Here is a 22,608-nt window from a genome sequence, read left to right on the forward strand (position 1 = left end):
AGAAGAAAATGCCAGTTAATCTGCTCTATCTTCTCAAGCCAAGTATTAATTCAACCTCACCTCTCCCTATCCCTAATTGTGCGGCGATATCGGCCACATCAGACCCCTCATCCTTTAGGCGGTAAACCTCCTGGTGCCTGACACGGCCGGTAGGGGTTTCCGGCCGGGAAACGGGGTTATTGAGAATGGCCTCAGCGCGGCTGATTAGCCTGTCCAGCTGCTGCAGCCGGAATTCCACCGCCTCCCGCTGCTTTTCCATCCGTGTTACCAGATGGTGGTACACCTGATTTTTTTCATCCAGTTCGGAAAGCGCCGATTCCACCGATTCCTGCAACTCAAACAAGGCCACCAGTTCACGGTTTAACGGCCGGTCAACCTCGGCACGCAGAGCATCATCGAACGGTTCATTCTTTTTTTGTGTCAGTTTGAAGGCAGCCGTAAGGGCCAGAGCAAGTCCGACAAAAAACAGTAGGTATGGCATCAATCCCACTCCGTTCTCCGCTTGGGTTAGTATCTATTCGTCCTGCAAAGCAGTGCGCAGCCGGGCAATAATCCGGGCATGCAGCTGGCAAACCCGGGATTCGGTTACGCCCAGCACCAATCCCACCTCTTTTAAGGTCAGGTCCTCCTGATAATAAAGTGCCAATAACTGCTGATGGCGCTCCGGCAGTTGGCCGATGGCTTCCGCCAGACGCTGCCGGTCCTCGGCGGCAATCAGCCGGTCCAGCGCTTCCACTTCCGGGCCGTCCACTGCCGGAACAGCCAGCAGGGTGTCCTCCAGAGACAGCAGCGAGCTGCTGTTAATCATACCGGTGATTTTGCGCAGTTGCGGGATGGTAATTCCCATTTTCTCCGCAATCTCCTCTTCGGCAGGCTCCCTACCCAACTGCGTTGCCAGCTCCTGCACTGCCCGGTCCATTTCACGCATTTCCCGCACCACAGAACGGGGCACCCAACAAAGCCGGCGCAGTTCATCCAGCATGGCTCCACGGATGCGCAGCGCAGCAAAGGATTCAAACTTTACCCCCCGAGTAGGGTCAAAGCGCTGCAGCGCTTCCAACAGGCCCAGCATACCGGCCTGCAGCAAATCATCGCGGTTCACATGTGCCGGCAAACCCAGTGCCAGCCGCCCTGCATGCAGGCGCACCAGCGGCAGGTATTTTTCCACCAGCGTTTCCTGTAGGCCCTCTTCTTTTGTCTCCTGGTATTTAACCCATACATTGGCGCCGCTCATACCATCTCTCCCGTCAGGTTTGCGTACGCTGACGCATTTTGCTGAAGATATACGCGATAATCCGTTCCTGGTCCACCTCGCTGATATCGGCAAAGCCAATACCGAAGCGGATCGTTTTGGACCGGGCATCCTCGTAAACCCAGGATATCTTCCCCGACAGGGAAAGAACCTGGGAGCTGCCGTCATCAAGGCGTAAATTTAGCAGTGCGGTATCTCCCTGGGCAACACGCCTGGTATCGGCAATCTGCAGCCCGCCTCCGGAGATATCCACCGTATTACCGGTATAGGTATCACTGACTTCCGGCAGTCCGGTATCTTCGTTTCTGGAAATAAGTCTGTACTCCACCGGCAGCATGACCGGTATGCGGACAAAACTGCGTCGCTGGCGCCGGGCAAAGCGGGTGGGCCGCTCCAAAATGATAAGTGGAACATTGTTGGACTTTTTCCGGCTCAGTACTCTACTTTCAAACCGGTAAATGGCATCCTCAATGGCAAACTCTACCCTCACCATTTCCCCCGGCTGCAAAAGTAAATACCGGCCCTGGTGAATGGGGATGTTTATGGCAACCGATTCTTTATCCACTTCCTGCACAGAACTTTTATAATAATCTCCATCCGGCAGAAGCATCACTTCTAACTTTTGCTGTAGCTGCAATCGAACTTTTTTCAACAAGTGCTACCACCACCGGATCTTATTTTTCCATCATTTTGGTAAAGCGGCTCAAGAAACCGCTGATGCCGCGTGGTTTCCCAGGCATGATATCCAAAAGCTTTCCGGCGATATTTTCCACATCTTTGGTTGCACGGGCCCGGGGAAACAGCGTAACCAAAGGCTGCTGCTGCTTAACCGCGCGCACAACCTGCCCGTCACTGCAGATCTCTCCCAGAAATTCCACATCCACCTGTAAAAACTTCTGACTTACTTCGGCGAACCGTTCGGCAATAACTGTTCCTTCCTGGTGATCCCGCACCTGGTTTACCACCAGCTTTATTTTCTGATGCACCCGCAGTTTGGAGACCACCTTGATAATACCGTAAGCATCGGTGATGGAGGTGGGCTCCGGAGTGGTTATCACAATTAATTCATCGGCGGCGGAAACAAAGGAGAGTACAGAGCGGGACAAACCGGCGCCGGTATCGATGAGCAAAATATCGGCGGCGTTTTCCAAATCCATCAGGCTTTGCAGCAAACGGTCACGCTGCGCCGGGGAAAGGTTGGCCATTTCCGCCAGTCCGGATCCGCCGGGGATTATCTTTATTCCCTCCGGTCCGGTGATAATAATATCCTCCATCATTTTCGTGCCTTTGACCACGTCTTGCAAATTATGCAGCGGCAAAAGGCCCAGGATAATATCAACGTTGGCCAGGCCCAAATCCGCATCCAAAACGGCGACCCGCTTACCCAACCGGGAAAGGGCGATGGCCAGATTAACCACCAGGTTGGTCTTACCCACCCCGCCTTTTCCGCTGGTAACGGTAATAACCCGGGGGATTTTCTTTTGCTTAATAATTTTTCGCCGTTCATTGGCGCCCAAAGCCAGCTGTCGTAAACGCTCCGCCTGATCAAACATTCTGCTCAACCCCCAGAATCAATTTTGCCAGTTTGTCGGCTGTGGCGTTTTCGATGTCGTCGGGGACATTTTGTCCCGTGGTCAGGTATGTAATGGGCAGGTTACTGGTATTGGCCACATTTAAGAGTGCTCCAAAAGTTTCAGTTTCGTCCAGCTTAGTGAAAATCAGTCGGTTAAAGTTTACTTTGCTGAACTTGGCGATAATCTGCTGCAAATCTCTGGTTTTGGTGGTGGCGCTCAACACCAGAAAAGTTTCCGGCGCCGGCAGCGCTTCCATAAAGACGGCCAACTCGGAGACCTGCATGGAATTCTTAGCATTACGGCCTGCGGTATCCACCAGAATAATTTCCCGATCCGCCAGCCTCTCCAGTGCCTGGGTCATATCTTTAGGCGTCATAACCACCTCAATGGGCATACCGGTAATATCGGCGTAAGTGCGCAATTGCTCCACCGCCCCGATACGGTAGCTATCAATGGTAATCATGCCCACCTGTTTGTTATGATACAGAGCAAAACGCGCCGCCAGTTTGGCCAGCGTGGTGGTCTTTCCCACACCGGTGGGGCCCACAAAGGTAAGAACACGGGAAGTATCCGGCACATCTGCGGTGCGCAGGTGTTCCCTTACTTTCTTTTGCAGAATCAATTCCACCACTTCATCGGAAAGAGCATTTTCGGCGGCAAAGTCTTCGTGAATTTCCGTTAGAATCTGCTGCGCCAGTGCCGGATCCACATCGTTGTCGATGAGCCGCTGCATCCAACGATAAAACGGCCCTTTTTCCTCTATGTTTTGTTTCTGCTGCCGGCTTACCAATTGATTCACCATCTGTTTCAACTCGCTGATTTCACTTTGCAGCCGCTCTTCCTGCCTATCGGGCTGGCGCGCCGCCGCCACCGGCTGCTGGCGCACCGGCGTGTCCACCGCCGCCGTAATCTCCACTTTAACCGGTGCAAACAACCCACGGAACCCCTTTTCCCGTACTTTGCGGCTTTCAATAATAACCGCTTCGGGCCCCAACTCCTTTTTAATCTGGAGCATTCCCTCTTGTACGGTGTCAACGCAATACTTTTTAATCTTCACCCTTGACTCACCATCCCAACTGATTCTACTTCCACACCGGGGACTATTTCATTGAAAGAGAGGACTACCAGATTAGGTAAAAACCTCTCTGTCAAACGCTTGAAGGGCAGCCTGATTCTCGATGAGGTAAGCACCAGAGGCTGCCGGCCCTGCATCAGTTCCTGATCGGCCCGCACCGAGAGGTCAGAGATAATATTCTGAGTGGCCTGGGGATCCATAACCGGATAAGATCCATGGGCGGTAACCTGCAGAGAATCCGCCAGTTTCTGCTCCAGCCGCGGATCCAGGGAAATCACATAAAGTTTACCTTCCTCAGCGTACAGATTACAGATGGTGCGCCCCAGGGACTGCCGCACATATTCGGTGAGCAGATCAATCTCCCGGGTGGAGCGCGCGTAATCTGCCAGCGTTTCAAAAATTGTGACCAGATCGCGAATCGGTACCCGTTCTCTTAATAGATTCTTCAAGACCTTCTGTATTTCCCCCACGGTCAGCAAATCCGGCAATAATTCGTCAATAACTGCAGGCTGTTTCTCCTTTACCAGATCAATAAGGGACTTAACTTCCTGGCGTCCCAGCAAATCATGGGCAAATGTTTTAATGGTTTCAGTCAGATGGGTAATCATCACCGTGGTTACATCCACCACGGTATAGCCGGCCATTTCCGCCTCATCCTTCTTTTCAGCGGGAATCCAGACCGCCGGCAGGCCGAAGGTGGGCTCCCGGGTGGGGAAGCCGTCCAAATCGGTGGGAGTATCCCCCTCCAGCGGATTCATGGCCATATAGTAACCGGGGCGCAGTTCGCCGCGGGCTATTTCATTGCCTTTCAACTTAAAAATATAAGTATTGGGCGGCAGCTGCAGATTATCCCGGATCCGGATGGGCTGCACCACAATCCCCAGCTCCAGAGCACACTGCCGTCGGCTGGCGGTAATCCGGTCTAAAAGATCGCCGCCGTGGCCGCTGTCTGTGAGCGGTATCAGGCTGTAGCCGATTTCTATCTCCAACGGTTCCACCGCCAGCAGGTTCAGGACATTTTCCGGCGGTGCCGGCTTCTCTTCTTCCCGGGCCTCCGCCGCCTGCAGGCGCTCTTGCTCTATCTTTTCTTCATCCAGCAAAGTGTAGGCGGCAAAACCGGTGGCCGCCGAAAGCATCATAAAGGGCCAGGTAGGAATATTGGGAACCAATCCTAAAATTAATAAAATCGCGCTGGTTAAAATCATCACCCGGGGAAAACCCAGGATTTGCTTGGACAAATCCTCCCCGAAACTGCCCTCGGAAGCACTACGGGTTACCAGCATGCCCGCCGCCGCCGAAACCAAAAGCGCCGGAATCTGCGTCACCAGGCCGTCACCCACCGTCAGCAGAATATAGGTCTGGATTGCCTGCTCCAGGTCCATGCCCTGCTGAATCATACCGATGGCAAACCCGGCTAAAATGTTTACCATCACAATGACAATCCCGGCAATGGCATCGCCGCGCACAAACTTACTGGCACCATCCATGGCTCCGTAAAAATCTGCTTCCGACTGCAGATTTTTGCGGCGGGACCGCGCTTCGTGCTCATCAATGAGCCCGGCATTAAAATCGGCATCGATACTCATTTGTTTTCCGGGCATGGCATCTAAGGTGAACCGGGCCGCCACTTCCGCCACCCGGCCGGCGCCGTTGGTGATAACCACAAACTGAATTACCGTAATAATGATGAAAATAATCAAACCCACCGCATAATTGCTGCCGGCCACAAAACTGCCGAAAGCGGCAATCACGTTGCCCGCCTCACCGCGGCTCAAAATCAGCCGGGTGGAGATATTCAGCGACAGGCGAAACAGCGTCACCACCAAAAGCAGTGATGGAAAAACGGCAAACTGCAAAGTTTCGGTGGTAAACAAAGTCAAAAGAATGGTAATAAGGGCAAAAGCGATGGAGAAAGTAAGTAAAATATCCAGCAGCAGAGGCGGGATGGGGATGATGATAATCATCACCACGGCAATCACCGCAGCGGCTACGAACATATCGGCGTTTTGCAGCATACCGTGCCAGCCACGGCGAGCCAAAGTCTTAGCCAAACCTGCCACCCTTTCCAGTTAAAAATTAGCGTAACTTATAGACCAGCGCCAGAATTTCCGCCACCGCCTGGTAGAGGTCCACCGGGATTTCCTGCCCGATTTCCACCTGATCGTAAAGCATCCGCGCCACCGGCTTGTTTTCCATAATGGGAACATTGTTTTCTTTGGCCGTTTCCCTGATTCTCTTAGCCATCAGGGCCGCCCCTTTGGCCACCACTGTGGGGGCCTCATCCCGGTCTTCCCGGTAGCGGATGGCCACAGCCAGTTCGGTGGGGTTGGTGATTACCACCGTAGCCTCCGGCACATCCTGCATCATGCGCTGCGTGGCAATGCTGCGCTGACGCTCCCGCAGCTGAGATTTAAGCTGTGGATCCCCTTCCATCTGCTTGTGTTCCTCTTTTATCTCCTGTTTGCTCATCTTCAGATTCTGGTTATGCTCATAGCGCTGATAGATATAATCCAGCACCGACAGCACCAGAAACAGAGCCCCAATCCGCAGCGCCAGATTAAGAGACAACGAGCGCAGAGTCTCCCAGACGCCTGCGGCATCCTGGTAAAGCGTGGCCAAAAGATTCTCCAGGTTTCCGCGAACAAACAGAAAGGCCACAAAACCAACCATCAATACCTTCAACAAAGATTTTGCCAGTTCAAACAGCGCCCGTTTGGAAGCAATTTTCTTAAACCCTTCCGCCGGATTGAGCCGGTTAAACTGGGGATTCAGCGGCTCCGTGGTGAACAAAAAGCCCACCTGCAGGTAATTTACCGCCAGCCCTGCAATGAGGGAAACGGCAAACACGGGAGCCATAAAGAGAAAGAAATCGCCAAAAGCTCTCATGGTCAGGGCATTAAGGTTTCCCGGGGTAAGCAGCCTGCCGTCCATCTGCAAAAAGCGCAGCATGGTCTGTGCCAGGTGGTTAAAAAGAAACTGCCCCACCGCCATAAACAGGGCGGTCATAACCAGCAGATTTACTGCGGAATTCAGTTCGGCCGACTTAACAACCTGTCCTTTTTTCCGCGCCTCCTGCTTGCGCTTGGGCGTGGCCTCTTCTGTTTTATCACCTTCGCCGGCAAACAGCTGCAGGTCAAGACGTCCGCGGGACGTTAAAACAGATTGAACAGATGGATAATATCCTCCTGCATCCGGGCAAACACCGTCTCCAGCACCTGTGCCAGGTAAGGAAATATCAGATAAATAATGAATAAAGCAACTCCCACCTTTAACGGCATCCCCACCATAAAAACATGGAGCTGAGGGACCGTCTTGGATAGCAGACCCAATGCCAGGTCACTGAAAATCAATACCGCCACCACCGGCACCGCCAACTGAAAAGCAATGATAAACATCTGAAAAATAAACTGCATTACATTAGGTATCAGCTGCGGAGAAAATACCACTCCGCCGGGAGTCACCAGCTCTATGGAGCGGGCTATGGCCATAAACAGCATATGGTGCCCGTTTACTGTCAGGTAAAATACCAGGGCAAACAAGTAGTAAAACTGCCCAAACAACGTAACCTGGCTGCCAAACTGCGGATCAAACACCGAAGCCATCATCAGGCCCGCCTGCACATCCACCATCTGGCCGGCAATGCGGGCCGCAGCAAAAATCAGCAGCACCAGAAAACCCAAAGCCAGACCAAAGAGCACCTCCGAGCCCACCGCCAACACATAATAATAAAAATGCTCCGGAATCTCAAACTCCTGCGGTGAAGAGGCCAGAAAAATCAGGTAGGCAAAAACCCCGGCAAAGCCGATTTTAGGCAGGGCGGGGATCCCGCGCCAGGTGAAAAAGGGAAGCACCGCTATCAATGCGCTGAGACGGACAAAGATAAGAAACAGGACGGACCATTGCTCTAAAACCATAATCTCATCCTACAGACCAAACGTTCCCAGCTGGGCAAACAGATTGGCGGTAAACTGTACCAGCGTATTTAGCATCCAGCTGCCAAACACCAGCAGGGCCAGAAAAACAGCAATGATTTTGGGGACAAAGGTCAGCGTCTGCTCCTGAATCTGGGTTGTGGCCTGAAAAACACTGATGCCCAGCCCCACCAACAGGCTGATGATCAGGACGGGGGCAGCAATAAACAATGTGGTTAAAATCGCGTCTCTGGCCACAGACAAAACAAATTCGTGTGACATTTTTTCCTCCCGTCTTTAACCGAAACTTTCCACCAATGATTTGACCACCAGATGCCAGCCGTCAACCATCACAAACAACAGCAGCTTAAAGGGCAGAGAAACCATCACCGGCGGCAGCATGAACATCCCCATGGACATCAGGGTGCTGGCCACCACCATATCAATAATTACAAAGGGGATAAAAAGCATAAATCCCATCTGAAATGCTGTTTTCAATTCGGAAATTACAAAGGCGGGCACCAGTACATGCATGGGCACATCATCCCGGGTCTCGGGGCGCTCGCCGTTGGAGATGTTTACAAACAAAGCCAGATCCTTTTCCCGGGTCTGGTGAAACATGAACTCCCGCAGCGGTTGTGCACCGATGGCCAACGCCTCTTCCTGGGTTATTTCCTCCTCCAGGTAGGGTTGAATAGCGGTCTCGTTAACCTGGGTGTAAATCGGAGCCATGATGAAAAAAGTAAGAAACAGTGCCAAGCCGATAATCACCTGGTTGGGCGGTGTCTGCTGCGTGGCCAGCGCGTTGCGCACAAAACCCAGCACCACCACAATCCGCGTAAAAGAGGTCATCAGAGCCAGAAAGGCCGGCACTAAAGTAAGCACCGTCAATAACATTAAAAGTTGTAAGGAACCCACCACCTGCTCCGGTTCCGTTGCAGTCCCGATATCAATATTTACATTAGTAGGGAAAGGCAGGGGCTCCGCGCCCAGGCGGGACGGCAAAAACAGTATCCCTATAAACAAAACCGCGCTAAGAGCGGTAATTATCCTCCGGTTGGCCATGGTCATTTTCCGTGTCTTTCCTTTCCTGCACACGCCCGGAGCGCTCTTTGAGCTGGCTGCGGAACATGTTCACCTTGTCTTTGCTCTTAGCAAGAATTTCTGCAAAATCGGGAGGATCCGGCGGTTCCGTACCGCTTTCCGGCAAATCTTCTTCACTAACCTCGGCCAGATATTCCATACTGGCCGGCGTTACACCAATTAAAAAGTAGCGCTCACCCACTTTTACCAGGCACAGGCTGGTGCGCATCCCCAAAGATACGCGCTCGATTACAGTCATGGCGCCGGTCCGGGCAGGAGTAAGGGTTTGCAGCCGCGGCAGCAGGTAGCGAATACTCCACCAGGCCAAAAATATTACCACCGCCAAAGCCAGCATCATTTTTATGGCCTCAATAAACATTTGCTTACTCCTTCTGTTTTCAATTCGGAAATTACAAAGGCGGGCACCAGTACATGCATGGGCAAATCATCCATGGTCTCGGGGCGCTCGCCGTCGGAGAGGTTTACAAACAAAGGTAAGACCTTTTCGGTGGTTTGTTGAACCATGAACCTTTCCAGGGGGGGTGAGCGGGTGGCCAACGCGTATTCGGAGGTGATCTCGTCCTCCAGGGATGGTAGAATAGCGGTTTCGTTAACGCGGGAGTAAATAGGAGCCATGATGAAAAAAGTAAGAAACAGTGCCAAGCCGATAATCACCCGGTTGGGCGGTGTCTGCTGCGTGGCCAGCGCGTTGCGCACAAAACCCAGCACCACCACAATCCGCGTAAAAGAGGTCATCAGAGCCAGAAAGGCCGATATCAATATTTACATTAGTAGGGAAAGACAGGGGCTGCGCGCCCAGCGCGGGACGGCAACAACAGTATCCCTATAAACAAAACCGCGGTTAGAGCGGTAATTATCTTCCGGTGGCCATGGTCATTTTCGTGTCTTTCCTTCCTGCACACGCCCGGAGCGCTCTTTGAGCTGGCTGCGGAACATGTTCACCTTGTCTTTGCTGTTAGCAAGAATTTCTGCAAAATCGGGAGGATCAGCCGGTTCCGTACCGCTTTCCGGCAAATCTTCTTCACTAACCTCGGCCAGATATTCCATACTGGCCGGCGTTACACCAATTAAAAAGTAGCGCTCACCCACTTTTACCAGGCACAGGCTGGTGCGCATCCCCAAAGATACGCGCTCGATTACAGTCATGGCGCCGGTCCGGGCAGGAGTAAGGGTTTGCAGCCGCGGCAGCAGGTAGCGAATACTCCACCAGGCCAAAAATATTACCACCCGCCAAAGCCAGCATCATTTTTATGGCCTCAATAAACATTTGCTTACTCCTTCTTTGGCGGATTGGCGGATGAGCCACCCACTTCCGCCACACGGAAGCCAAAATTATCGTTTATTACCACCACTTCCCCGGAAGCCAGAGGCTTACCGTTCACACACAGGGCGGCATTCTCCCCGGCCAGTTTGTCCAAACGGATGATGGAGTCTTTTTGCAGCGCCAGAATTTCCCTCACCGTCAGTGTGGCTGCCCCTAACTCCAAATCCAGGGTTACCGGAACGGACTCAAAAAAGTTTACCCCCCGTTCCTTCGCCCCTTGTGGCGCCTGAACAAACTCAGGAAATTCCACCCGCTCCACCTCTTCTGCCGGAGCCGCCGGAGGTTCCTCCTGCTTTGGCTGGGAACCCTCTTTCTCCTGCTTTACTTCATCGGCCAAATCCGGATGGAGCCGGTCTATTAGTTTTTCAATCTCTTGTTGGGATAAAAATGAAGATGACATACATTGCCTCCGTTGACCAGTTTATTGCACCAGAAAATCGGTAAAATAAATCTCTACGATTTCACCGCCGCTTAAAACAGAATTTACTTCTTCAATCAGCTCACCGCGCAGTTTCTCTGTCCCATCTCCGTCACTAACATCGTTCACAGCTTTACTGCGCATTGTGTTAATAATCAGGTCACGGATTTGCGCTTTACGCTCCTCCAACTCCCCTGCCAGGCGCCTTTCCTCATAGGCAAGAGTGATGGTGGCTTTGAGGTAATTGCGCTGGCCGCTGTCGGAGAGATTAACGGTAAAATCCAGCGGGCCAAACTGACGAAATGGCCCGGCCACTTCTTCTTCAGCCTGCGCGCCGCCGCCAAACAGCGGTTCTTCTCTGTCCGCCAGCAATGCATAAACGCTGATTACCACACCCATCAGAGCCAGGACGGCCACTATGGCCAGCAACAGGTTAGTGCGACTGCCCTTTTTGGGGGCACTGTTTTCTTCAGCCTTACTCATAATAATCAACCTCCCGGTCCAACAGGTTTACTTCAGATATTACAATATTTACGCGACGGTTTTTAGCACGCCCCTGCACTGTCTCGTTGGAAGCCACCGGCTGAAACTCACCGTACCCGGTGGCTAAAAAACGCTCCGGATCGATGTCCTGCCGTTCGCTAAGGTAACGCACCACCCGCACAGCGCGGTCCACCGACAGTTCCCAGTTGGAAGGGTATTGTGCCGTTTGAATCGGCACGTTGTCTGTGTGGCCCTCCACAATGATCTGGTTTGGTACATTGGCTAAAATCCCCGCCACCTTTACCAGCAACTCCCGGGCCTCAGGCCTGATTTCCGCCCGCCCGGTATCAAAAAGCAGCCGGTCCTGTATTTCCAGCACCACGCCCCGGTCTTCAATACGGACGTCGATAATATTGGCCAGGCCCTCTTCCTGCAGATGGCTTTTTACCTCCAGGTAAGTCATCAGCACATCCTCAAACTTATGGTCCACCGCCAGTTCAATCATTTCACCGCGGCTGGGGTCCAAAGACGACTCCATGATACCGTCCTGGCCAAGAAACGACACCTGAATGGAGGACATAATCTGCTGAAACTTGATCACATCAATCACCGAATAAGAAAAGAGCAGGACAAAGAAGGCCAAAAGCAGTGTAACCATATCGCTGTAGGTGGTCATCCACTCCGGCGCTCCGCCTTCCTGCCGGGGTTGGGCGTGCCTGCTTTTACGCATGGTCGTAAATCACTTCCTCACCGGCGGTATCCGGCGTTTCCGACTGCCTGGCCATCTCTTCACGCTGCGCCGGTGATGCAAAGGCTTTCATCTTCTCCTGCAGAATTCTGGGGTTGGTACCGGCCTGAATAGCCAGAACGCCTTCCACCACCGCCTCTTTCTGGGCAATCTCCGCATCGCTGCGGATGGCCAGTTTACCCGCCAGCGGGTTAAACAGCAGGTTGGCCAACAGCGCACCGTAAAAAGTGGTGAGCAAAGCAACGGCCATCCCGGGCCCAATGGCGCTGGGATCGTCCAGGTTGGCCAGCATCTGAATCAGGCCAATCAGTGTCCCAATCATACCAAAGGCCGGCGCCAACGCCCCCCAGGTCTTAAACAGGTCCTGACCCATTCTGTGCCGGGCCACGGTGGCGGTAATTTCCGTATCCATAATGTCGCGAATCAATTCCGGCTCCAGACCGTCGATGACCATCTGGAGGCCGTTGCCCAAAAACGGGTCTTCCAGGTCATTTAAGTCATCCTCCAGAGCAAGGAGCCCTTCACGGCGGGCTTTCTGACCCAGGTCCACAAATACACTAATCAGCTCGCCAATGTCCTGAACTTCCTGCTGGAAAGCATTTTTTGTGACCCCATAAACCATGGTGATCTGGGGCAGCTGAAAATTAACGAGCAGCGCCGCAAAAGAGCCCCCCACCGTAATCATTATGGAATTCAAACTCCAGAACATGGCCACGCTGCCGCCCAGGGCTATAGCCCCCATTACCAGGGACAGGCCCAGGCCTATCCCCAGTATGGTCAAAAAATCCATGCGCTGCTGCATATTACGTCACCTCACGTATGTTACCGCTTAAGATTCACCACTTCCTGCAACAAATCATCCGATGTGGTAATTACCCGCGAGTTGGCCTGAAATCCCCGGGAAGTGGTAATCATCTCTGTAAACTCGTAGGACAGATCCACGTTTGACATTTCCAGGGTGCCTGTTTCAATGACACCGCGCCCTTCCAACCCGGCACCACCTACACGAGCCTGCCCCGAATTGGATGAAACCTGATACATATTCCCGGCTGCTTTCATTAGCCCTTCCGGATTATCAAAAGATGCCAGTGCAATCTGGCCTAACTCTACCACCAAGCCATTGGTATATATTCCACTGATAACACCTGTTTTGCCGATGGTAAACTCAGTCAGTTCCCCGGCAGGAAAACCGTCTTGGTAGCGAACCTGAGCGTTGCTATGCCCTACCACCTGCGACATATTGTTAAAATCCACCGCCATACTAATATCGTCGGCACCGTCTATATCTGTGATGCTGATGGCTGCATCGCCGGTGGCTTGAAGCAAGTTGCCAAACTCATCAAATTCAATGGTTCCCTGGCCGGAAACAGTTTCGTTGCCGGTGATCCCGCTGGCTTCCCATTCCCAGGTATTAGACCCGGTCTTTGTAAAGATGATTTCCACCAGATGCGACCCACCCTGGGAGTTGTAGACTAATGACTCGGCCATATGCTCTGTTCCTATTTCTGCCAGAGAATCCAAGTTCGAACTGAAAGTCAGGTTCTCGGTAGCTCTGGTGGTAACGTTGTGGCCCAGCGGTATATTTAATGGCTGCAGCGGCCCGTTGGTATTGATATTGCCAAAAGCATCTGCCTGCCACCCCAGCGGTTTGAACCCGTTGGCGCCGTTTACCAAATCACCGTCCGAACCAAGAGAAAACGCACCGTCACGACTGTAGAACTCGTTTGCACCATCACTCATCACAAAAAAACCGCTTCCCTGGATGGCCAAATCGGTTGGACGGCCGGTGCTTTGCAAGCTACCTGGAGTATGTATGGTATCAATAGATGCTACACTCATACCCAATCCTACCTGCGCCGGGTTAATTCCCCCACGTCCATCCTGGGGGGCGCTGGCACCCCGGATATTCTGGCTCAGAATATCCTGAAACCGGACCCTGCCGGCTTTAAAAGCGGTGGTGTTCACATTGGCAATGTTATTGCCAATCACATCCATCTTGGTCTGATGGTTACGCAATCCGGACACGCCGGTAAATAATGATCTTTGCATAAAAGATGACCTCCTTTAATTTGAGGGATTGGCCGCTTCAATCGGTCCGCAGCCTGTGGCTTCCTCTCTGAGGTCCAGCCACTTATTTAATAATTACTGCACTGTCAATGTTGGTAAATACATGCTCCCGCATATCTTCGCCGCCCATGGCGGTGATGATGGTACGGTTCTTTACACTGGCCACCAACGCCAGATCATCGTAAAGCAACAGGGAAGAACGGGCACCCTTTTTGTCCGCCGCATTGACCGCCTGGTTAATCTTGGCCAACTCTCCTTCTCCCAGTTCAATTCTTCTGTCCTGCAGCCGCTGCATGGCGTGAGCCGAGAATTTAACATCGGTCTGCTTTTGCAGTGTTTCCTGCCAGACCTGGGAAAAAGGCGAAACATCGGGAGTCTTCTTTTTTACCGGCGATGTACCGGGTTTAGGCTGGCTTATCGGTTGTCCCGGAAAACGAATATCCCCTGTGTTCATCACTACTCACCACCTGCTGTTACTTTCTGCACACTCTCCAGTCCGTAGCGGTTACCGTCAATTACTAACCGGGGTTTACCGTTATCGTATTCCACTGCACTGACAATTCCTGTAAGCGGCAATCCATTATCGTCTTTTACAGTAACGGAAAGGCCGAGAAAAGCCGGTGCGGAATTATGGAGACTGCTTTGGATGTCAAGAAGTTTTGCCATGGTATTGTTTAAGTTCTGCATTTGCTCCAACGAGGTAAACTGCGCCATCTGTGCCACAAACTCGCTGTTGTCCTGCGGGTCCAGCGGATCCTGATAACGGAGTTGCGTAACCAATAGCTGCAAAAACATATCTTTGTCCATTTCCTGCATAGCACCTGTAGCTTTATTGCTTTGTTGCGTGGCAGCGGTGGTACCGGCTGCTGAAACAGTTGTCATTTCCTCACCTCCAGACTAGGCCCGCATGTCCAACGCTCCTGGAATCAGAACGGCAGACGGCGGTATTTCCTCCACAGCTTCTACCGGTAAAACATCTCCGCCTCCGGCTTGGGTTTGCCGGAAATCATGGAAACCGCTACCCTGGCGGGAGCTTTGTTCCTGATTAACGGTGACGGTCATTTCAGCCACGTTAATCTGCTGCGCCTCCAGACGCTGGCGTAATTGATTCAGAGCTCCGTCCAGAGTTTCTTTTACCTGAGCATTCTCCGTAAGAATATTGGCCACAAGTCGCCCTTCTTCCATACGCAGCCTCACTTCCACCTCTCCTAGCACTGCGGGACGCAACCGGACAAACAGCGTTGACTCTCCCTGGGGCTCTTTAACCAACAGCATTTTCTCCAGAACCTGCTCCACCACAGCGGCACGGCTGACCTGTGCTTTGTCGGAGTTATAAGACGCGGTCTGCACCAGTGACCTGAATGGATCATGTTCCACAAGCGGACGCTGTACATGCTCAGAAGACAGCTCGGTGGCATTCTTGCTTTTTACTCCTGAGGAATCTTCACCGGAAACCTGCTTAAATGCCAAGTTTGCGCCGAGACGCTCCGCAGCAAGAATATTGCTATCCCGTTCTCCAACCGGTCTTACTAATTGCGCTCCGTTTTTTTCATTATCGGAACCCTCTGCGACTTCAACATCCTGTTGCAAAACAGCCTTAGCATCCTGCATGGACATTCCAGACGCAAGCTTTTCCGCCTGGTTACCCTTCTGCCCAACCGGCTCTAAGCTTTCCGCCCCTTCTTCCATAATAGCTTGGGGAACTTCTGCAACTGCAACCAACTTATCAGCAACATCTGAGGCCTCCAAAGCATCGGAGCTTACAGCAACTTCCAATAACTGCTCCACAGGAGCCTGGGCCATAAATGCCAGAAGATCAGGGTACATGTCAAGCTCATGGTTCTCCTCAGCCATGCCCTCTAAATCCGTTTGTTCGCCTGCCAACTGTGGCATGAGGGCCATAACAAGGTACGGCAAAACTGCGGAATCCTGCTCTTCTTTTCCTGCCATTTGCAGTCCCAGCATGGCCTGTGCCGGATCAAATTCCTCTGACTGCTGCAGCATAGCCAGCAGCCCGGCAAAGCCAATCTGCGGTGCACCTTCTTCCCGGTTCTGTCCCGCTGCGGTTGCCTGAGCCTTTAAAAGCGGCGCAAGTAACGGCAGCATACCTGCCTCCATCTTCATCACCTCCTTTCTTGGAATTAGATGGTTATTTAAGAAGGCTTCACATGATACAAATGCATGAAGCGCGCCATCTCATCGTTTTGTCTCTGCTCTTCCAGTTTCGTTTCCTGCTGGTAGCGCCACTGGCCTTTATCCCGCAGAGAATCCATAACTTTTCTCTCCTGCATAGCTTTTTCCGTCAACTGAACCTGTTCTTGCAGACGTGAGTCAAGCTGTTCCACAGCCTGCTTTTGCTCCTTAATGCGATGGGCCAGATGCAAAGAATATTCCCCGGCCATCAGGGCCTGCGGCACATTTATCTTTTTGGTTTGCTCAGCCGCAGCTTTTGCCTGCATACCTGCCAGGTCCTCCTGCAATGTAACTAAATTTTCTTTTGCCGTATCCCGCTCCCGGAAGGCCTGGTTTAGGCGGAGCTGCTCTTCTTCCTCTTTGCGTTTGCGGTAGTCCAAAACTTTCTGCAGGGGAAAAACGTACATCAGTCACTCACTCCTTTTTAAAAAGGTGCTTGAGCTTGTCCAACGCCTGTTCATAAGGATCACACTCATTCACATCCTGCCGCAAAAACGTGTGCATCGCCGTTATATACTGACGGGCCCGGTCTACCCGGGGATTGGTGCCGTCTACGTAAGCACCTATATTAATCAAATCCTCCGCCTCGGCATAGGCGGACAGGTAATCACGAAACTGTCCGGCCAATTTCCTGTGTTCTTCACTGGCCAATTCCGTCATCAGGCGGCTGATACTTTTACCGACATCGATGGCGGGAAAATGGTTTTTGGCCGCCAAATCCCGGGTAAGCACGATATGGCCGTCCAAAATACCACGCACCGCATCGGCCACCGGCTCATTAAAGTCATCACCGTCAACCAGTACGGTGTACAGCCCGGTAATGGAACCGGACCGCGAAGTCCCGGCTCGTTCCAACACTCTTGGCAGAAGAGCAAACACCGACGGCGTATAACCCTTGGTAGTTGGCGGTTCACCGATGGCCAGCCCCACTTCCCGCTGGGCCATGGCCAACCGGGTCACCGAATCCATCATCAGCATCACTTTTTTACCCTGATCCCGGAAATATTCGGCGATGGCGGTGGCCACCAGGGCTCCTTTAATTCTTAAAAGGGGTGGGCGGTCCGAAGTTACCGCCACCACCACGGAACGGGCCAGCCCTTCCTCGCCCAGATCCCGTTCTATAAAGTCCACCACTTCCCGGCCCCGCTCGCCAATCAGAGCAATAACGTTAATATCCGCTTCACTGTGTTTGGCAATCATGCCCAGCATGGTGGATTTACCCACACCGCTGCCGGAAAAAATACCTATCCTCTGTCCCTGCCCGCAGGTCAGAAACATATCTATGGCCCGGATTCCGGTGGGCAGCACTTCTTTGATACGCTGCCTCTCCAGCGGGTTGGGCGGATCATTGTCAACAGAACAAACTTTTCCGGCCCCGTTTATCCGGGCGCCGTCTAAAGGTACCCCCAGGCCGTCCAGCACATGGCCCAAAAGATGGGGTCCGGCTTTTACGGTAAACTCCCTGCCGGTGGGCAAAACCTCACAACCGGGGCCTATGCCCCGCAGATCTCCCAAGGGCATCATCAGCACATGGCCGTTTTTAAAACCCACCACCTCGGCGGTGACCGGCTCCGCCTCCGGGGTCACATATATTAAACACATCTCCCCCACAAAAGCCTGCAACCCGCGCACTTCGATGGTCAGTCCCACCACTTGGGTCACCCTGCCAATCACCTTGGCCCGGGGGAAAGAAGATACTGCTTGTATGTAAGAAGATAAATCAAGTTTACTCATTGGATGTCACATCCAACAAGGTCTCACGCAATTTGGCAAATCGTTCATCCAACATGCATTCAATGGCGGCGCCGCTGGTTTCCACCCTGCAGTGTCCCCGGGCAACAGCACCGTCAGCCAAAAAGCTCAAAGAACTGTGCTCCCGCAACTCAGCCTGCAGTTCAGCCGCCTTGTCCCGGCAGAGCGGCACATCATCAGGATGAAGGCGTATCAGGATATCTCCCGACTCTTTAACCTGCTGCAAAAGCTCCCGTACCATGGAAACCACCGTTTCCGGCTCCTCCGACAGCTGCCGGCTCACCAGTTTTTCTGCGATGCATACCGCCAGCTCCACCACCTGCGGCTCCACAGCCTCCAGCATTTCAGAGCGTATTCTTCTGGTTTCGGCCAGCAATTCCTCAGCTTCACGCTGCATCCTGCTACCCTCACGCTGGCCGGCGGCCATGCCTTCCAGATAACCGGTATCATAGCCGCGCTGCTTAGCGCCCTCCTCCAGCTCCAGCACCTGCATCTCTGCTTTTTTACGGAGCTCTTCACATTCCTGTCCCGCAGCGGCCAGAATCTCCTCCCGCTCACGCCGGGCTGCTGCTACTATTTCAGCCGCCTCCGCCTGCGCATCATGGAGCACCTGGGCACCCGGCGCTTCAGGCACCGCCGTCTGGCTCTTTGGCTCAGCTGAACCGGCGGCGTGAAAATAAGCGGGTAAACGCAAAACGCCACCATTTAGTTTCACACTATCAGCCTTGAGTACACTAGACAATGATGGCATCTTCACCACCCCGCGAAATAATTATTTCACCGGTCTCGTCAAGCTTGCGAATGATACTGACGATCCGCTGCTGCCCTTCTTCCACTTCACGCAATCTGACCGGACCCATGAAGTCTATATCCTCGCGCAGCATTTCTGCAGCGCGCTTGGAAACATTTTTGAATACTCTTTCCCGCACTTCATCACTGGAGCCCTTAAGTGCCAGAGCCAGGTCTTTTTGATCCACTTCACGGATAATCCGCTGAATAGAGGCATCGTCCAACGAAATGATATCTTCAAAAATAAACATCCGCTTGCGAATTTCGTCCACCAGCTGCGGGTCGTCTTTCTCCAACTCTTCTAAAATCAGCTTTTCTGTGCCACGATCAACATTGTTTAAAATATCCACCAAGGCCTGAATCCCGCCTGCTGAAGCAAAATCCTGCTGTACCACGGTGGAAAGCCGCTCTTTTAGAACGCCCTCCACCTCCTTTAACACTTCCGGAGAAGTTCTGTCCATCACCGCAATGCGGCGGGCAATCTCAGACTGCTGTTCATCGGGCAGCTCCGATATTACCATGGAGGCCTGCTGCGGTTCCAGATAGGATAATATCAGCGCAATGGTCTGGGGATGTTCCTGACTAATCAGATTGGTAAGCTGCTTAGGGTCAGCCTTGCGCACAAACATAAAAGGCTTAATCTGTGATGCTTCCCGCAGCTTCTTGATTATTTCTCCGGCCTTTTTCCCCCCCAATGTTTCTTCCAGCAATGTTTGGGCATATTCCAGGCCACCGTCAAGCATATAACGCTGAGCCTGGCTTAAAAGTAAGAATTCATCCAACACATCTTCAATGGATGAGACATCCACCTGTGTGGTATTGGCAATTTCCAACGAGATACGCTCGATATCATTTTCGCTGAAATGCTTCAGGATATTGGCAGACACAGTAGGCCCCAACGCCATTAATAAGATTGCTGATTTTTTTATACCGTTTACTTTAGCGCGTGCCAAAAAAATCTCCCCTATTCTTCGGCGAGCCAGGCTCGAATCAAATGAGCAACCGATTCGGGTTCCCTCTCGGCCAAATCACGAACTCGTTTATGCAGGCGCTGCTGAGGCGTCTCTTCCATTTCCTCCGCAGGCTCTTCTTGAATTTTTGGCGCACTAGCCAATGCAGCCAGCTCCGCCTCCAGCTGTCTTTCACGCCAGGCCCGGAAAGCACGCAAAATGACAAAAAAGATTATTATTGCAGCTAAAGCTATGGCCCCGATGGTAACATATCGTTCAATCATTTCCCTGCGAGCCGCTTCCTCCATGGCCAGCATGGCATCTTCCTGATGGGATGTATCAAAACTCATCCCCTGCACACTGATACTGTCGCCCCGTCCCACCTGATAGCCCAAGGCCGCCTCCACAGCCTCACTGATCTGTCGGACCTGCGCCTGAGACAGCTGACCGCCGTTATCATTTACCACAACGGAAGCATTGAGCTGCACCAGCTTTCCCGGAGCCCGGATTTGCCTTTCCGTTGTTTCGTTAATTTCATAGTTTGTGGTTTCATCATAACGCTCATATGTAGAGTCACCGGTACCACCGACCCACGGATATCCGGGAATGTTACTGTCTGCTCCCGCCTCACCGGGTACCACGCCGGCTCCTTCAAAATATTCCTCGGTAATTGTCTGGCTGCGCGGCACACCCTCGCTATCAAAGGTAATAACGGTGGACTCATGGGAATCAAAGTCCAAATCTGCGGTTATCATGGCAATGGCCTGTCCCGGACCTAAAATACGCTCCAGCATCACCTGTACACGCCGTTCCAGTTCTTTTTCAAAGGAGCGTTTAATATCCAACTGCGCCATGGTGGCTTCCGCCAACTGCTTCGTGGGATCCAGATTATCCAGCTGGTCACTGAGAATGTTCCCTGTGGTGTCAATCACCGTAACATTTTCCGGCCGCATATTCTCCACACTACCGGCCACCAGATGCACAATACCGCGCACCCGCTCCGAATCCAAACGCGAAACAGGACTCAAAGCCAGCACGATGGAGGCGGAGGGCTCCGCCGAATCCTGGATAAAGACACTGGGCTCAGGAAGTGCCAGATGTACCCGTGCCTGCTCCACTTCATCCAGACGGACAATGGTCCGGCGCAGCTCTTCCTGCAAAGCGCGCAGATAATCCATTCGTCTGTTGAAATCCGTGGCGCCCAGATTTGTCTGGTCAAACAGCTCAAAACCACTGCCGCCACCGATATTTAATGACTCATCGCTTGCCAGTTGAATCCTTACATCATCCACCATGTCCTGTCGGACCAAAATAGTTCTTCCTTCATCATCAAGGGAGTACTGCACATTCATTTCCTGCAATCTGGCTGCAATTCGCCCCGCATCCACCGGCTCCAACCCGGTAAATAACAATGCCATGCGCGGCCGGGCAATGGCCTGTCCCAGGAAAAAGAGAGTAACTATAATGGCAACGGCCATAACTATGGCCGCTATTTTTTTGCGTTGGCTCAGCTGCTGCCATTTCTCCGGCAAATCCTGCACCCTAACTGCTGTCGCACGCTCCTCTTCGGCCAACCGTCTCCACCCCCCGGGTCAACAAAAAATACGTAACTTTATATAAAAAACAAAAACGATTTAGCAAAGTATTTATAACTGCATCCTGGAAACTTCCTGGTAAGCCTCCACAACCTTATTTCTCACCTGGACCGTCAGCTGCATGGCCATTTTTGCCTGCTCCATGGCAATCATCACCTGATGAATATCTTCCGCTTCACCCATGGCCAGTTTCTGTGCCGCTTCATCGGCATTAACCTGCAACTGGTTTACTTCTCCCAACGCCTTATGTAAAGTCCCGGCAAAACCTTCCGCCGCCTTTGTCTCCGGTGCCGCTGCAGCAGGCTGCTGCCACTGAAGGGGAATAAAAGGGTTTAATACCTGAGTCTTCATCTAATCACCTACCCTCTGCCGATTTCCAATGCTTTGAGAAACATGTTCTTGGAAGCATTCAGCGCCGTCACATTGGCTTCATAAGCCCGGGTGGCGGTAATCATATCCACCATTTCCTGCACTATGTTTACATTGGGGTAAGCTACGTAACCCTCTTCATTGGCATCGGGATGCTCCGGCTCATAAACCAGCCGGGGCTCTGTGTTATCCACACTTACACCCTGAACCCGCACGCCCTGGCCGGACTTCCTGGCGCCGTCCATCACTTCAGCAAACACTGCCGACTTGCGCTGATAAGGCCCACCGTCTTCGGTCCTGGTGGTATGGGCATTGGCAATGTTATTGGCAATCAGATCAAGGCGAAAACGCTCTGCGGTCAACCCGGAAGATGACACATTCATAGCCTTAAAAATCTGCATTATTACCGCCTCCCTTCATGGATTACATACCGCAACAAACTGTAGCGCTCGTTAAGAACCTGAGTCATAGCATTATAATTAAGCTGGTTAGTGGCCATAAGCGCCATCTCACGGTCAATATCCACATTGTTCCCGTCTGAGCGCATGGCCGAACTGCGGTCCGTACTTACCTTATGCCCTACATCCTGCAGGCTCTTCTGTCCCCCCACATGCCTTTCATGCGTGGTGGCCAGCGGCAGCCTGCTTGGCGCGGCAAGCGCCTGTCGCAGCTGCTTTTCAAAAGAAACATCCTGTCGTTTAAACATGGGAGTATTTACATTGGCCACATTATGGGCCATCACCCGGTTACGCTCCCCGGCAGCATCCAGCCCTTTTTGCAGGGATACCGTTGCATTATCCGTCCATAAGCTGTTCAATGAAATCCTCCTTTCCCAAAGAAAACCCTAGGGCACAGACCTAGAGTTTAAGGTAACAGTGGCCGGCAACCCAGCCGCCATAGTCATTACAACCGTAGGCCTGTGGCTTTGCGTCCCCGCCTTTCGGCGAGTTTGCCTTTATTCGACATTTTTTCATTAATTTTGGGGATTTGAGTTTTCATGAACT

The 22,608-nt window shown here is 52.4% G+C and carries 29 protein-coding genes and 1 riboswitch; all 29 genes read right to left on the reverse strand.

Features of this window, described 5'->3' with window-relative positions; translation table 11 throughout:
* Window positions 1–25 precede the first annotated feature (25 nt).
* Complete coding sequence (locus DEALDRAFT_RS12890; protein ID WP_008518198.1) at window positions 26–481, reverse strand: DUF6115 domain-containing protein; 456 nt, start codon at window positions 479–481, stop codon at window positions 26–28.
* Window positions 482–514: 33 nt separating this feature from the next.
* The gene (locus DEALDRAFT_RS12895) at window positions 515–1,234 is read right to left on the reverse strand and encodes a sigma-70 family RNA polymerase sigma factor (protein ID WP_008518200.1); all 720 of its coding nucleotides are present in this window, start codon (window positions 1,232–1,234) and stop codon (window positions 515–517) included.
* A gap of 13 nt (window positions 1,235–1,247) precedes the next feature.
* Window positions 1,248–1,904 (reverse strand): flagellar brake protein, encoded by a 657-nt coding sequence (locus DEALDRAFT_RS12900; protein WP_040379119.1) that lies wholly within the window; start codon window positions 1,902–1,904, stop codon window positions 1,248–1,250.
* A gap of 22 nt (window positions 1,905–1,926) precedes the next feature.
* Window positions 1,927–2,805, reverse strand: a complete 879-nt coding sequence (locus DEALDRAFT_RS12905; RefSeq protein WP_008518203.1) for a MinD/ParA family protein — start codon at window positions 2,803–2,805, stop codon at window positions 1,927–1,929.
* On the reverse strand, window positions 2,798–3,883 hold the full coding sequence (gene flhF, locus DEALDRAFT_RS12910; RefSeq protein WP_008518206.1) for a flagellar biosynthesis protein FlhF: 1,086 nt from the start codon (window positions 3,881–3,883) through the stop codon (window positions 2,798–2,800). The genes DEALDRAFT_RS12905 and flhF overlap by 8 nt, the downstream gene beginning before the upstream one ends.
* Window positions 3,880–5,916, reverse strand: a complete 2,037-nt coding sequence (flhA, locus tag DEALDRAFT_RS12915; protein WP_040379125.1) for a flagellar biosynthesis protein FlhA — start codon at window positions 5,914–5,916, stop codon at window positions 3,880–3,882. Before flhA ends, flhF begins: the two co-directional genes overlap by 4 nt.
* Before the next feature lie 61 nt (window positions 5,917–5,977).
* A complete protein-coding gene (gene flhB, locus DEALDRAFT_RS12920; protein ID WP_196776632.1) occupies window positions 5,978–7,153 on the reverse strand; it encodes a flagellar biosynthesis protein FlhB in 1,176 nt (391 codons plus the stop codon).
* Window positions 7,054–7,815, reverse strand: a complete 762-nt coding sequence (fliR, locus tag DEALDRAFT_RS12925) for a flagellar biosynthetic protein FliR (RefSeq protein WP_008518212.1) — start codon at window positions 7,813–7,815, stop codon at window positions 7,054–7,056. The genes flhB and fliR overlap by 100 nt, the downstream gene beginning before the upstream one ends.
* Window positions 7,816–7,824: 9 nt before the next feature.
* Window positions 7,825–8,094 (reverse strand): flagellar biosynthesis protein FliQ, encoded by a 270-nt coding sequence (fliQ, locus tag DEALDRAFT_RS12930; RefSeq protein ID WP_008518213.1) that lies wholly within the window; start codon window positions 8,092–8,094, stop codon window positions 7,825–7,827.
* Between the two features lie 15 nt (window positions 8,095–8,109).
* Window positions 8,110–8,883, reverse strand: a complete 774-nt coding sequence (fliP, locus tag DEALDRAFT_RS12935; protein WP_008518215.1) for a flagellar type III secretion system pore protein FliP — start codon at window positions 8,881–8,883, stop codon at window positions 8,110–8,112.
* Window positions 8,846–9,274, reverse strand: a complete 429-nt coding sequence (fliO, locus tag DEALDRAFT_RS16215; RefSeq protein ID WP_008518217.1) for a flagellar biosynthetic protein FliO — start codon at window positions 9,272–9,274, stop codon at window positions 8,846–8,848. Before fliO ends, fliP begins: the two co-directional genes overlap by 38 nt.
* A complete protein-coding gene (locus tag DEALDRAFT_RS12940) occupies window positions 9,256–9,651 on the reverse strand; it encodes an EscR/YscR/HrcR family type III secretion system export apparatus protein (protein ID WP_008518219.1) in 396 nt (131 codons plus the stop codon). Before DEALDRAFT_RS12940 ends, fliO begins: the two co-directional genes overlap by 19 nt.
* 138 nt (window positions 9,652–9,789) lie before the next feature.
* Window positions 9,790–10,131, reverse strand: a complete 342-nt coding sequence (locus DEALDRAFT_RS12945; RefSeq protein WP_008518221.1) for a FliO/MopB family protein — start codon at window positions 10,129–10,131, stop codon at window positions 9,790–9,792.
* Window positions 10,132–10,187: 56 nt separating this feature from the next.
* A complete protein-coding gene (locus DEALDRAFT_RS12950) occupies window positions 10,188–10,640 on the reverse strand; it encodes a FliM/FliN family flagellar motor switch protein (RefSeq protein WP_008518224.1) in 453 nt (150 codons plus the stop codon).
* Window positions 10,641–10,661: 21 nt separating this feature from the next.
* Window positions 10,662–11,141, reverse strand: coding sequence for a flagellar basal body-associated FliL family protein (locus DEALDRAFT_RS16220; protein ID WP_008518225.1), 480 nt, complete (start codon window positions 11,139–11,141; stop codon window positions 10,662–10,664).
* The gene (locus DEALDRAFT_RS12960; protein ID WP_040379121.1) at window positions 11,134–11,871 is read right to left on the reverse strand and encodes a flagellar motor protein MotB; all 738 of its coding nucleotides are present in this window, start codon (window positions 11,869–11,871) and stop codon (window positions 11,134–11,136) included. Before DEALDRAFT_RS12960 ends, DEALDRAFT_RS16220 begins: the two co-directional genes overlap by 8 nt.
* Window positions 11,864–12,691: a motility protein A gene (locus tag DEALDRAFT_RS12965; protein ID WP_008518229.1), complete on the reverse strand. Its 828-nt coding sequence runs from the start codon at window positions 12,689–12,691 to the stop codon at window positions 11,864–11,866. Before DEALDRAFT_RS12965 ends, DEALDRAFT_RS12960 begins: the two co-directional genes overlap by 8 nt.
* A 20-nt stretch (window positions 12,692–12,711) precedes the next feature.
* The gene (locus DEALDRAFT_RS12970) at window positions 12,712–13,938 is read right to left on the reverse strand and encodes a flagellar hook protein FlgE (RefSeq protein ID WP_008518231.1); all 1,227 of its coding nucleotides are present in this window, start codon (window positions 13,936–13,938) and stop codon (window positions 12,712–12,714) included.
* Window positions 13,939–14,020: 82 nt separating this feature from the next.
* The gene (locus tag DEALDRAFT_RS12975; RefSeq protein ID WP_008518232.1) at window positions 14,021–14,410 is read right to left on the reverse strand and encodes a TIGR02530 family flagellar biosynthesis protein; all 390 of its coding nucleotides are present in this window, start codon (window positions 14,408–14,410) and stop codon (window positions 14,021–14,023) included.
* A 2-nt stretch (window positions 14,411–14,412) separates the two neighbouring features.
* Complete coding sequence (locus DEALDRAFT_RS12980; protein WP_008518235.1) at window positions 14,413–14,838, reverse strand: flagellar hook capping FlgD N-terminal domain-containing protein; 426 nt, start codon at window positions 14,836–14,838, stop codon at window positions 14,413–14,415.
* A 15-nt stretch (window positions 14,839–14,853) separates the two neighbouring features.
* Entirely contained in the window at window positions 14,854–16,074 is a 1,221-nt protein-coding gene (locus DEALDRAFT_RS12985; RefSeq protein ID WP_008518237.1) for a flagellar hook-length control protein FliK, read from the reverse strand.
* 35 nt (window positions 16,075–16,109) lie between these two features.
* Window positions 16,110–16,556: a flagellar export protein FliJ gene (fliJ, locus tag DEALDRAFT_RS12990; RefSeq protein ID WP_008518239.1), complete on the reverse strand. Its 447-nt coding sequence runs from the start codon at window positions 16,554–16,556 to the stop codon at window positions 16,110–16,112.
* Window positions 16,557–16,563: 7 nt separating this feature from the next.
* The gene (fliI, locus tag DEALDRAFT_RS12995) at window positions 16,564–17,883 is read right to left on the reverse strand and encodes a flagellar protein export ATPase FliI (protein WP_008518241.1); all 1,320 of its coding nucleotides are present in this window, start codon (window positions 17,881–17,883) and stop codon (window positions 16,564–16,566) included.
* A complete protein-coding gene (locus DEALDRAFT_RS13000; RefSeq protein ID WP_008518243.1) occupies window positions 17,876–18,652 on the reverse strand; it encodes a FliH/SctL family protein in 777 nt (258 codons plus the stop codon). Before DEALDRAFT_RS13000 ends, fliI begins: the two co-directional genes overlap by 8 nt.
* Window positions 18,636–19,643 (reverse strand): flagellar motor switch protein FliG, encoded by a 1,008-nt coding sequence (gene fliG / locus DEALDRAFT_RS13005; RefSeq protein ID WP_008518246.1) that lies wholly within the window; start codon window positions 19,641–19,643, stop codon window positions 18,636–18,638. Before fliG ends, DEALDRAFT_RS13000 begins: the two co-directional genes overlap by 17 nt.
* Window positions 19,644–19,654: 11 nt before the next feature.
* Entirely contained in the window at window positions 19,655–21,214 is a 1,560-nt protein-coding gene (gene fliF, locus DEALDRAFT_RS13010; protein WP_008518248.1) for a flagellar basal-body MS-ring/collar protein FliF, read from the reverse strand.
* Between the two features lie 72 nt (window positions 21,215–21,286).
* Window positions 21,287–21,586: a flagellar hook-basal body complex protein FliE gene (gene fliE, locus DEALDRAFT_RS13015; protein WP_008518250.1), complete on the reverse strand. Its 300-nt coding sequence runs from the start codon at window positions 21,584–21,586 to the stop codon at window positions 21,287–21,289.
* Between the two features lie 8 nt (window positions 21,587–21,594).
* Window positions 21,595–22,005, reverse strand: coding sequence for a flagellar basal body rod protein FlgC (flgC, locus tag DEALDRAFT_RS13020; protein ID WP_008518252.1), 411 nt, complete (start codon window positions 22,003–22,005; stop codon window positions 21,595–21,597).
* Window positions 22,006–22,007: 2 nt separating this feature from the next.
* On the reverse strand, window positions 22,008–22,421 hold the full coding sequence (gene flgB / locus DEALDRAFT_RS13025; RefSeq protein WP_008518253.1) for a flagellar basal body rod protein FlgB: 414 nt from the start codon (window positions 22,419–22,421) through the stop codon (window positions 22,008–22,010).
* 61 nt (window positions 22,422–22,482) lie between these two features.
* Window positions 22,483–22,568, reverse strand: a riboswitch (cyclic di-GMP riboswitch).
* Between the last annotated feature and the right edge of the window lie 40 nt (window positions 22,569–22,608).

The sequence above is a fragment of the Dethiobacter alkaliphilus AHT 1 genome (assembly GCF_000174415.1).
GTDB lineage: Bacteria > Bacillota > Dethiobacteria > Dethiobacterales > Dethiobacteraceae > Dethiobacter > Dethiobacter alkaliphilus.

Bases quoted from the DNA above. Each gene is read 5' to 3' on its own strand.
- DEALDRAFT_RS12890 (WP_008518198.1), bottom strand. From the start codon at position 481: ATGCCATACCTACTGTTTTTTGTCGGACTTGCTCTGGCCCTTACGGCT.
- DEALDRAFT_RS12895 (WP_008518200.1), bottom strand. From the start codon at position 1,234: ATGAGCGGCGCCAATGTATGGGTTAAATACCAGGAGACAAAAGAAGAG.
- DEALDRAFT_RS12905 (WP_008518203.1), bottom strand. From the start codon at position 2,805: ATGTTTGATCAGGCGGAGCGTTTACGACAGCTGGCTTTGGGCGCCAAT.
- flhA (WP_040379125.1), bottom strand. From the start codon at position 5,916: ATGCTGCAAAACGCCGATATGTTCGTAGCCGCTGCGGTGATTGCCGTG.
- fliR (WP_008518212.1), bottom strand. From the start codon at position 7,815: ATGGTTTTAGAGCAATGGTCCGTCCTGTTTCTTATCTTTGTCCGTCTC.
- fliQ (WP_008518213.1), bottom strand. From the start codon at position 8,094: ATGTCACACGAATTTGTTTTGTCTGTGGCCAGAGACGCGATTTTAACC.
- fliP (WP_008518215.1), bottom strand. From the start codon at position 8,883: ATGACCATGGCCAACCGGAGGATAATTACCGCTCTTAGCGCGGTTTTG.
- fliO (WP_008518217.1), bottom strand. From the start codon at position 9,274: ATGTTTATTGAGGCCATAAAAATGATGCTGGCTTTGGCGGTGGTAATA.
- DEALDRAFT_RS12940 (WP_008518219.1), bottom strand. From the start codon at position 9,651: ATGACCTCTTTTACGCGGATTGTGGTGGTGCTGGGTTTTGTGCGCAAC.
- DEALDRAFT_RS12950 (WP_008518224.1), bottom strand. From the start codon at position 10,640: ATGTCATCTTCATTTTTATCCCAACAAGAGATTGAAAAACTAATAGAC.
- DEALDRAFT_RS16220 (WP_008518225.1), bottom strand. From the start codon at position 11,141: ATGAGTAAGGCTGAAGAAAACAGTGCCCCCAAAAAGGGCAGTCGCACT.
- DEALDRAFT_RS12960 (WP_040379121.1), bottom strand. From the start codon at position 11,871: ATGCGTAAAAGCAGGCACGCCCAACCCCGGCAGGAAGGCGGAGCGCCG.
- DEALDRAFT_RS12965 (WP_008518229.1), bottom strand. From the start codon at position 12,691: ATGCAGCAGCGCATGGATTTTTTGACCATACTGGGGATAGGCCTGGGC.
- DEALDRAFT_RS12970 (WP_008518231.1), bottom strand. From the start codon at position 13,938: ATGCAAAGATCATTATTTACCGGCGTGTCCGGATTGCGTAACCATCAG.
- DEALDRAFT_RS12975 (WP_008518232.1), bottom strand. From the start codon at position 14,410: ATGAACACAGGGGATATTCGTTTTCCGGGACAACCGATAAGCCAGCCT.
- DEALDRAFT_RS12980 (WP_008518235.1), bottom strand. From the start codon at position 14,838: ATGACAACTGTTTCAGCAGCCGGTACCACCGCTGCCACGCAACAAAGC.
- DEALDRAFT_RS12985 (WP_008518237.1), bottom strand. From the start codon at position 16,074: ATGGAGGCAGGTATGCTGCCGTTACTTGCGCCGCTTTTAAAGGCTCAG.
- fliJ (WP_008518239.1), bottom strand. From the start codon at position 16,556: ATGTACGTTTTTCCCCTGCAGAAAGTTTTGGACTACCGCAAACGCAAA.
- fliI (WP_008518241.1), bottom strand. From the start codon at position 17,883: ATGAGTAAACTTGATTTATCTTCTTACATACAAGCAGTATCTTCTTTC.
- DEALDRAFT_RS13000 (WP_008518243.1), bottom strand. From the start codon at position 18,652: ATGCCATCATTGTCTAGTGTACTCAAGGCTGATAGTGTGAAACTAAAT.
- fliE (WP_008518250.1), bottom strand. From the start codon at position 21,586: ATGAAGACTCAGGTATTAAACCCTTTTATTCCCCTTCAGTGGCAGCAG.
- flgC (WP_008518252.1), bottom strand. From the start codon at position 22,005: ATGCAGATTTTTAAGGCTATGAATGTGTCATCTTCCGGGTTGACCGCA.